The organism is Streptomyces anulatus, assembly GCF_014650675.1.
Lineage (GTDB): Bacteria > Actinomycetota > Actinomycetes > Streptomycetales > Streptomycetaceae > Streptomyces > Streptomyces anulatus.
Map to the genome: position 1 here is coordinate 1101883 of NZ_BMVK01000001.1, position 6242 is coordinate 1108124.

Annotated in this window: 6 protein-coding genes; 4 read left to right on the plus strand and 2 right to left on the minus strand. The window is 72.2% G+C overall.

Features of this window, described 5'->3' with window-relative positions; all coding sequences use genetic code 11:
* The first annotated feature begins 161 nt into the window (after positions 1 to 161).
* Positions 162 to 353 carry a helix-turn-helix transcriptional regulator gene (locus tag IE272_RS04775; protein ID WP_050360827.1) on the plus strand — a complete coding sequence of 64 codons (192 nt, stop codon included), beginning with the start codon at positions 162 to 164 and terminating at the stop codon, positions 351 to 353.
* Positions 354 to 413: 60 nt separating this feature from the next.
* Here IE272_RS04775 and IE272_RS04780 read toward each other — a convergent pair whose 3' ends face one another.
* Together IE272_RS04780 and IE272_RS04785 are read right to left on the minus strand one after the other, a co-directional pair.
* Positions 414 to 1166 carry a class I SAM-dependent methyltransferase gene (locus IE272_RS04780; RefSeq protein ID WP_098891846.1) on the minus strand — a complete coding sequence of 251 codons (753 nt, stop codon included), beginning with the start codon at positions 1164 to 1166 and terminating at the stop codon, positions 414 to 416.
* Between the two features lie 245 nt (positions 1167 to 1411).
* Positions 1412 to 3712: an MMPL family transporter gene (locus tag IE272_RS04785; protein ID WP_190006309.1), complete on the minus strand. Its 2301-nt coding sequence runs from the start codon at positions 3710 to 3712 to the stop codon at positions 1412 to 1414.
* 158 nt (positions 3713 to 3870) lie between these two features.
* On the opposite strand from IE272_RS04785, the gene IE272_RS04790 reads away from it, so the two are divergent.
* The 3 genes from IE272_RS04790 to IE272_RS04800 all read left to right on the plus strand — a co-directional run.
* Positions 3871 to 4605 (plus strand): TetR/AcrR family transcriptional regulator, encoded by a 735-nt coding sequence (locus tag IE272_RS04790; protein WP_056707625.1) that lies wholly within the window; start codon positions 3871 to 3873, stop codon positions 4603 to 4605.
* Positions 4606 to 4762: 157 nt separating this feature from the next.
* The gene (locus IE272_RS04795) at positions 4763 to 5080 is read left to right on the plus strand and encodes a heavy-metal-associated domain-containing protein (protein ID WP_050360830.1); all 318 of its coding nucleotides are present in this window, start codon (positions 4763 to 4765) and stop codon (positions 5078 to 5080) included.
* Between the two features lie 102 nt (positions 5081 to 5182).
* Positions 5183 to 6242: cation transporter (locus IE272_RS04800; RefSeq protein WP_190006310.1), on the plus strand; the 1060-nt coding region annotated here is incomplete at its 3' end.

Sequence of the window (6242 nt, forward strand, 5' to 3'; positions counted from 1 at the left end):
AACCGTTTCGGCACACATATCTCGGTTACGCGGGTTTTCTGTCACAGCCGGTCGACAGCCCCACGCCGCCTGCCGTCCGGGGTCGTTCAACCGAGCACAGGCTGAGTGATCGTCAGCCTGCGCTGCGGAGCGCAGCAGAGAAGCGCTGAGAGGTGTCACTGATGGCCGACGGAACACTCTGGTCCTACAAGGACATTGCCGCGCACATCCAGGTCCAGCCGGACACCGTCCGCTCCTACCGCAAGCACGGGCTCCTGCCCCCGCCCGACCAGGTGAAGAACGGGAAACCGTACTGGTACGGAGACACCGTCCGCGCCTGGGTCGCCTCCCGCCCCCGCAACCGGGGCCGCTGACGCCCCGCCCGCACGCCGCCCCCGCCCGTCACCTCCCGCCCGCACGCCGCCCCCGGCCCGTCACCTCCCGGCGGGAGCCCGGAAGAGGGCCGTCCAGAGGAACGGCTCCCCGAAGAGCGGGGATCGGGGGCCCTCGTCGTTCATACGGCGGAGCTCGATCTCCGTCAGACCGGAGAAGACGCGGCGCAGCGCCTCGGGCGAGTAGGCGAGCCCGCCCTGCAGACCGCCCGTCCGGTAGAGCTCGGCGTCCGGCAGCTCCGAGCCCATCCCGCCCTCCCCGGCGGCGAAGCAGGTGAGCGCGAAGTGACCGCCGGGCGCGAGGCAACGCTCCAGGAGGGCGAGATAGCTGATACGCCGGTGGGGCGGCAGGTGGTGGAAGCAGCCGGAGTCGTAGATCAGGTCGTAGGGCCCGGCCAGGGCGGCCCCCGCCGCCGTCAGCGCGAACGCGTCACCGCGGTGGAACCGGACGCCACGAGCCTCGGCCCCGTCCGCCCGCTCCCGGGCCCAGGCGATCGCCTCCGGGGAGAGGTCCACCGCGTCGACGTCGAAGCCGAGCGAGGAGAGGTGCAGCGCGTTGCGGCCGGGTCCGCAGCCGAGGTCGAGCGCACGGCCCGGGGCGATCAGCCCTTGGCGGAGATACGCGTCCAGGCTCTCGTCGGGCTTGTCCACGAAGAACGGCACCTTCTTCGACCGGTCCGCGTAGAAGTCGTCCCACCAGGAGGCCCCGTTGGCTGTCCACCGGTCCGCGGCGGGGGCGAACAGCCCGTCCATCAGCGCCAGTACATCGTCCGTCGTGGTCACGTTCCGGTCCATCCGGGCCCCCTTTTCCGATGGGCCAATTCTAGGCAGTCGGAGCATGAAATCCCAGGTCAGCACCCCTTTACCGATGCCGTCGGCGGGCTTCTGGCGCCTTCCGGGGCGGGCCGGGAGACCGGCCCCCGACCGCCACCCGTTCGGTGCCGCACGGGCCCGCCGGGGGCCGCTCCGGGCGTGTTCCCGGCCTCCCCGAGAGCTGTTTCCGAACGGCTTCCCCGCCCCGCGCCCCCCAGGGGCGCCCGTCAGCGTCTCGCCGGTTCGGCGAGCGTCGCGTCCGCCCCGGAGGCGGCGTCCGCCGCGGGCTCCGCCTCCCCGGGGCCGCCAGGGCCGCCCGGAGCCTCCGGAGCGACGACGTCGGCCGGGACCGCATCCCCCTCGCTGAGACCGAACCTGCGGTGGAAGGCGCGCAGGGGTGCGGGGGCCCACCAGGTGGAGCGGCCCATCAGCTTCATCACCGCGGGGACCAGCAGGCTGCGCACCACCATGGCGTCCATCAGGACGGCGAGGGCGATACCGAGGCCCAGCATCTTGGTGTTGGTGACCCGTGAGGTGCCGATGGCCACCATCACGACCGCGAGGATCACGGCGGCCGCGGTGATCAGCCCGCCGGTGTGCCGGAGTCCGAAGGTGACGGAGTGCTCGTGGTCGCCGGTGCGGTCGTACTCCTCCTTGATCCGGGATATCAGGAAGACCCCGTAGTCCATGGAGAGTCCGAAGGCGACGCAGAACATCAGGACGGGCAGCGTCGTCTCGATGTCGCCCGTGCTGGTGAAGGCGAGCAGTCCGGAGAGATTCCCGTCCTGGAAGACCCAGACCACCGCTCCGAACATCGCGGTCAGGCTGAGGGCGTTGAGCACGACCGCCTGGAGCGGGATGAGCACACTGCCGGTGAGCAGGAAGACCAGGAGCAGGGTGACCACCACGATGATCCCCACCGCCCAGGGCAGCCGGTCGGCTATGGCGTCCTTGGAGTCGACGAGGACCGCCGCCGCGCCCGTCACCGAGGTGTCGAGGGAGGAGGCCGAGGGCACGGCCCTCAGGTCCTGCACGAGCCGCTGGGACTCCTCGCCGACGGCCTCGCCCTCGGGCAGCACGCTGTAGTAGGCGACGGCGTCCCCGGTGACCGGTCCGTCGACCCGCAGGACGCCGGGGAGCTGCTCGATGCGGTCCTTCAGCCGCGCGTACTCGGCGGGGGAACCCTGCCCCTCGGCCAGCACCTCCAGGCCGCCGCCCGGGCTGCCGGGGAAGCCGTCGCGGATGTGCTCCTGGACGACGCGGGACTCCGCGCCGGCCGGAAGCTGACGGTCGTCCGCCGTGCCGAACTTGACGCCCAGGAAGGGCAGTCCGAGGAGCAGGAGCCCGACGGTGGTGACGACGGCGAAGACGGGCGCCCTGCGCATCACCAGCGCGGCCAGCCGCGCCCATCCCCGGCCGGGCGAGGCCTCTTCCCCCGCGCCTTCCGGGCTCTCCTTCCGGCGGCGGAACAGCCGGCGCAGGTCCAGCGCGTTGATCCGGTGGCCGAGCAGCACGAGCGCCGCGGGCAGCAGGATCAGTGCGGCAGCGGCGGCCAGGAGGACCACGGCGATCCCGGCGTAGGCGAAGGACCGCAGGAAGTACTGCGGGAAGACGAGCATGGCCGACAGGGACACCGCCACGGTCAGCGCGGAGAACAGCACCGTACGCCCGGCGGTCCGCAGCGTCGTGCCCACCGCGGCCCGGGGGTCCGCCCCGCCGGCCAGCTCCTCGCGGAAGCGGCGGACGATGAACAGGGCGTAGTCGATGGCGAGTCCGAGGCCGAGCGCCGTGGTGAGGTTCATGGCGAAGACCGAGACGTCGGTGATCTCCGTCAGGCCCCGCAGCACGGCGTTGGTGCCGAGGATGGCGACGATGCCGACGCCGAGCGGCAGCATCGCGGCGACGGCGCTGCCGAAGACCATGACCAGCAGGACGAGCGTCACCGGCAGGGCGATCAGCTCGGCCCGCAGCAGATCCTCCTGGATGATCGTCTGCATCTCGTGCTGCACCGCGACGGGCCCGCCGAGGGAGACGGTCACCGGTCCCCGCTCCCCCGCGAAGGCGGGAGCCATCCGGTCGAGGGTCTCGCCCGCGGTCTTCTCGTCGCCCCCGATCCGGGCGGCGATGACCGCCTCGCGACCGTCCTCGGAGCGCAGGGCGGGTGACGCGGTCTCCCAGTAGGACCCGACGCCCGAGATCCCCGGCTCGTCCTTCAGCCGCTGGGTCAGGCGGGCGGCCTCGGCGGCCACCGCCGGGTCGTCGACGGTCGCGGAGCCGCTGTCGACCAGCAGGAGCAGATTGGGCTGGGAGGCGGGGAACTCCCGCGCCAGCACCTCGGTCGCATAGGTCGACTCGGCGTCGGGGGCCTGCCAGCCGCCGCTGCCCATCCGGTCCGCCACCCCGCTTCCCGCGAACACGGCGAGCGCGGTGATCACCAGCGCGGCCAGCAGCGCGAGCCTCGGCCGGGCGGTGACGAACCGGGTCCAGCCGCCGACGGGAGGCGGCGCGGAACGGTTGACTTCGGACATGGTGCGGTGTCCCCTTCACCGAGACCCGGGCAGCACAAGGCAGCATGGGTCGGTCGTTGCCACTTACCCTGGCAAACACGAGTAGTCGCTCGCGTTTCACTAGAATGCGAGCGAGCACTCGCGTTTGTCAACCGCATCATGAGAGCCGGGGATTGACCGTGTCGGAGGCCAAAGCCACCAAGGGCGCCGCAGCGGACGGAGCGGACGGCGGATCCACCGTCGGCACACCCGACGGAACGCCGGGCTCCGCCCGCCCGCGCCGCCGCCAGGCCCGCGGCGAGGCACGTATCGCCCAATTGCTCCGGGCCGCCGCCAGCGTCTTCTGCACCAGCGGCTACACCGCGTCGAGCACCAACGCCATCGCCCGCGAGGCCGGGGTGTCGCCGGGCACGCTCTACCAGTTCTTCCCGAACAAGGAGGCCATCGCCGTCGAGCTGGGCGACCAGCTGCTCAACCGCTGGCGGGACACCTACGGCGCCGCCTTCACGCAGAGCCATATCGAGCTGCCGCTCGACCGGATGCTGGACGCCATCCTCGACCCGCTGATCGCCTTCAACTGCGAGAACCCGGCCTTCTCCGTCCTGATGCACGGCTCGGAGATTCCCGGCCGGATCACCGAGGAGCACGACACGCTGCACGCCACGATGCTGACGCGGGTCGAATCGGCGCTCGCCGGCTACCTCCCGGACGTGCCCGCCGATCAGGTCCGCCGCATCGCCGACATGACCTTCATGCTCTTCAAGGCCGGACTGGACCTGATCATGGCCCACGAGGGCGAGGAGCGCGCGGCCTACATCCAGGAGCTGAAGACGATCATGTTCCGCTACCTGGACCCGCTGGTCGGCGACGACGCACCGCACCGTGCCGCACGCCGGGCCCCGCACACGCCGTAGACGACCACGGGACCGGCCCCGGCACCACCGGGCGCCACCGGGGCACATTCATACCCCCTAGGGGTATAGTATGGATGTGACGGGACGCCGGGGAGTCCTCCGCGGCCCCCTGCGCCCCGCCACGCCGCCGTAACGTGTTCGCGAAGAGGAGAACGTCATGACCGCCGAGACAGAGACCCCCCAGTCCACCGGTTCCTGCTGCTCGCCCACCGGTTCCTGCCACGACGGTGCGGCCGACGTGCAGATCGAGCAGAGCGACTCGGTCACCACCGTGTACCAGGTCAAGGGCATGACCTGCGGCCACTGCGAGGGCTCCGTGTCGGAGGAGATCTCCGGGATCGCGGGCGTGACCTCGGTCGCGGCCGTCGCCGCCACCGGCCTGGTCACCGTCACGTCCAAGGCCCCGCTGGCCGAGGACGCCGTCCGTGCCGCCGTCGACGAGGCCGGGTACGAGCTCCTCGGCCCGGCCGCCTGAAGGCCTGCCCGGAGCAGCAGCACCCCGTTCGCCGTCGGGCCGTCCCCACCAGTCGATACTGGTGGGGTACGGCCCGATCTGCGTTTCTCAGGAGTTCCGGACATGGCCAGCACAGCAGCAGCCGATTTTCCGGCCGCCGACGCCTCCGAGGCCGAGCTGTTGATCGGCGGGATGACCTGCGCCTCGTGCGCGGCCCGCGTCGAGAAGAAGCTCAACCGGATGGACGGTGTCACCGCCACGGTGAACTACGCGACCGAGAAGGCCCGCGTCACCTTCGGGGAGGGGCTGAAACTGGGTGACCTCGTCGCCACGGTCGAGAAGACCGGCTACACGGCCCGCCCCGTGGCCCAGCCGGAACGGACGGCTCCGGCCGGGGGCGGGGCCGCCGCTCCCCCGGCGGCCGCCCCGGACGCGTACACGTACGCCGACGAGTCCCGCCGTACGGACACCTCGACGGACACCGCCACGGGCCCGGGCGCCGATCCCGTCGCCGTGGGCCCGGCTCCTGGGCCCGCCACGGAGTTCGGCGCGGACCTCGCCGTCCGGGAGGCCGAGGCGGAGCAGGAGGCCTCCATCGGCGCGCTCCGGCGGCGCCTCGTCGTCTCCGCCGTGCTCGCCGTCCCCGTCGTCCTGCTCGCCATGGTCCCGGCCCTCCAGTTCGACTACTGGCAGTGGCTGAGCCTCACCCTCGCCGCGCCCGTCGTCGTCTGGGGCGGCCTGCCCTTCCACCGTGCCGCCTGGACCAACCTCCGGCACGGCGCTGCCACGATGGACACGCTGGTCTCGCTCGGCACGCTCGCCGCGTTCGGCTGGTCGCTGTGGGCCCTGTTCCTCGGCGACGCGGGCATGCCCGGCATGCGCCACGGCTTCGATCTCACCGTCGCGCGCTCCGACGCCGGTTCGACGATCTATCTGGAGGTGGCGGCCGGGGTCGTCACGTTCATTCTGCTCGGCCGCTATCTGGAGGCCCGCGCCAAGCGGAGGTCCGGGGCGGCGCTGCGGGCGCTGATGGACCTGGGCGCCAAGGACGTCGCCGTGCTCAGGGCCGGCCGGGAGATCCGCATCCCGGCGGGCGCGCTCGTCGTCGGCGACCGTTTCGTCGTGCGTCCCGGGGAGAAGATCGCGACGGACGGGACCGTGGTCGAGGGCGCGTCCGCCGTGG